3 protein-coding genes are annotated in these 2789 nt (G+C 72.9%); all 3 read left to right on the forward strand.

The annotated features are described in order from the left end of the window. A partial coding sequence (locus V7026_RS11305) for a FimV/HubP family polar landmark protein (protein WP_334155477.1) occupies positions 1-1222 on the forward strand: 1222 nt, incomplete at its 5' end. Positions 1223-1258: 36 nt separating this feature from the next. Beyond that, positions 1259-2047: a tRNA pseudouridine(38-40) synthase TruA gene (gene truA / locus V7026_RS11310; protein ID WP_334155478.1), complete on the forward strand. Its 789-nt coding sequence runs from the start codon at positions 1259-1261 to the stop codon at positions 2045-2047. 46 nt (positions 2048-2093) lie between these two features. Next, positions 2094-2777 (forward strand): phosphoribosylanthranilate isomerase, encoded by a 684-nt coding sequence (locus V7026_RS11315; RefSeq protein ID WP_334155479.1) that lies wholly within the window; start codon positions 2094-2096, stop codon positions 2775-2777. Positions 2778-2789 lie beyond the last annotated feature (12 nt).

The raw sequence follows: 2789 nt of genomic DNA on the forward strand, positions 1-2789 counted from the left end.
GCCTACACCTGCGCCGGCACCGGCCCCCACCCCGCCCGAAGCCGGCGTGGTGGGCACCCTGCTGGCGCATCCGCTGACCCTGCCGGCGGCCGGTGGCGTGGCCGTGCTGCTGGCCGTGCTGGCGTGGTGGCGCGTGCGGCAACGCCAGCGGCAGGCGGGCAACGATCAGCCGGCCGAACCGCATGTCGACGCGGTGGGCCAAACCGTGGACACCGACGACGAGGCCCCGGTGTCGTCGATGATGTACTCGCCCAGCCAGCTCGACGCCGGTGGCGATGTCGACCCCGTGGCCGAGGCCGATGTGTACCTGGCCTACGGCCGCGACCAGCAAGCCGAAGAAATCCTGCTCGAGGCGCTGCGACTGCACCCCGACCGGCTGCCGGTGCGGCTCAAGCTGCTGGAGATTTATGCCCAGCGACCGGATGCGGCCCGCTTCGAGGCCGCAGCGCGCGAGCTGCACACCCTGACCCAGGGCCAGGGCCCCGAGTGGCAGCGCGCCTGCGAGCTGGGCATGACCCTCGACCCCGACAATCCGCTCTACCGCCCCGCGGGTGCCGGCGGCGCAGCGGCCGCGGCCGGGACCATGGCGGCCGGGGCCGCTGGCTTGGCGGACACAGCCTCGCCGGACGCCGACATCGTGCCCGAGCTGGACCTGACCTTCGACACCCCGGCGGCCGAACCCGCCAGCGCATCGGCCGCCACCGCCGCCCCTCCCTCGGACGATCTGGACTTCGACCTCGACCTGACCGCAGAAGCCCCGACACCGGAACCCGACGGCGCATCGCCCCCGCCAACCGGGGCTCCGGCGCTTAGCCCGGCGGACGCGAAGGACTCGGGCGCGTCGGACGACATGGCCGGCATCGACTTCGAGCTGGACATCCCCGAACCAGCCCCGCAGCCGGCGCCCACCGCGGCGGCGCCGGGGCTGCCGCCAGAGCTGGAGGGCCTGTCGCTCGATCTGCCCACCGACGAGCCGCCCCGCGCGGAGCCGGCCAGTGCGGCCGCACCTGCCGACGAGGCGCCGGCCGACGACCTGTCGAGCCTCGAGATCGCCGAGGGACTGGGCGAGAACGATCCGCTGGAGACCAAGCTGTCGCTGGCGCGCGAGTTCGAGGCCATCGGCGACGTGGACGGTGCGCGCACCCTGGCCGAGGAGGTCGTCGCCGAGGCCAGCGGCGAGCTGCAGGAACGCGCCCGCGCCTTCCTGGCGCAGCTCGCCTGACGCCGCCCGCCACGTGAGCACGGCAGCGACCGAGCGATGCGCATAGCGCTGGGGGTGAGCTATCTGGGCACCGCCTACCAGGGCTGGCAAAGCCAGCCCGGGGGGAAAACCGTGCAGGATCGGCTGGAGCGGGCCCTGGCCACTTTTGCGGACGTGCCCACCATCGCCACCCTGTGCGCCGGCCGCACCGATGCGGGGGTGCACGGCCTGAACCAGGTGGTGCATTTCGACGCCCCGGTCGAGCGGGCCATGAACTCGTGGGTGCGGGGCACCAACCGCTACCTGCCCGACGACATCGCGGTGCAGTGGGCACTGCCCGTGCCTGCCACCTTCCACGCCCGCAACAGCGCCCGCTCGCGCCGCTATGCCTATGTGCTGCTGGAGTCGCCCGTGCGCCCCAGCGTCGAAACCGGGCGCGTGGGCTGGGTGTTTCGCCCGCTGGCGCTCGAGCCCATGCAACGCGCCGCGCACCACCTGCTCGGCGAGCACGACTTCACTTCGTTTCGCGCCGCGCAGTGCCAGGCGCTGTCGCCCGTCAAGCACCTGCACCGCATCGACATCGGCCGCCGCGGCCCCTACTGGCGCTTCGACTTCGAGGCCAACGCCTTTTTGCACCACATGATCCGCAACATCATGGGGTGCCTGATCGCCGTGGGTCAGGGGTTGCGCCCGCCCGACTGGGTGGCGGCCGTGCGCGATGCGCGCAACCGCGAGATCGCCGCGCCGACCTTTGCGCCGGACGGGCTGTACTTTCTGGGCCCCGTGTACGATGCGGACCTCGGCCTGCCGCGGCACACCCCGGCCTTCGACTGGCTGCCCCTGTGAACGCCCCCCACCCGGGCCGCACCCGCACGCCCGATCCCGCCCCGCCATGCGACGCACCCGCATCAAAATCTGCGGCCTGACGCGCGAAGCCGATGTGGACCACGCCGCCGCTGCCGGCGCGGACGCGATCGGCTTCGTGCTCTATCCGGCCAGCCCTCGCCACGTCAGCGTCCGGCGCGCCGCCGAGCTGGCGCGCCGCCTGCCCGCCTTCGTCACGCCGGTGCTGCTGTTCGTCAACGCCACGGCGGACGAGGTGGCCGCCGGTCTGGAGGCGGTACCGAACGCGCTGCTGCAGTTTCACGGCGACGAAACGCCCGACCAGTGCACGGCCCTGGCCGGCCCCCGTCCCTGGATGCGGGCCGCACGCGTCCCGGTCGGCGCTGGCGCCGCCGGCTTCGATCTCCTAGAATACGCGCAGCGTTTTGCCGCCGCGCGGGCCGTGCTGATCGATGCGCACGTCCCCGGCTACGGCGGTGGCGGACAACCCTTCGACTGGACAGCCTTCCCGTGGTCACACCCTCGACTCAACGCCGCCGATCGGGTCGTTTTGTCTGGTGGACTCACACCCGCAAATGTGACCGATGGCGTCCGTCTGGTGCGCCCGTGGGCGGTTGACGTCTCTTCCGGCGTCGAAGCCGCCAAGGGCATCAAGGATCCGGCCCGCGTCGAGGCGTTCATCGCCGCGGTGCGGCGTGCCGATCTGACGCCGACCGACCCTCCCCACCCCTGACGGGCCCCGCCG

Source organism: Tepidimonas sp. (assembly GCF_036825565.1).
In the GTDB taxonomy this organism is placed as follows: domain Bacteria; phylum Pseudomonadota; class Gammaproteobacteria; order Burkholderiales; family Burkholderiaceae_C; genus Tepidimonas.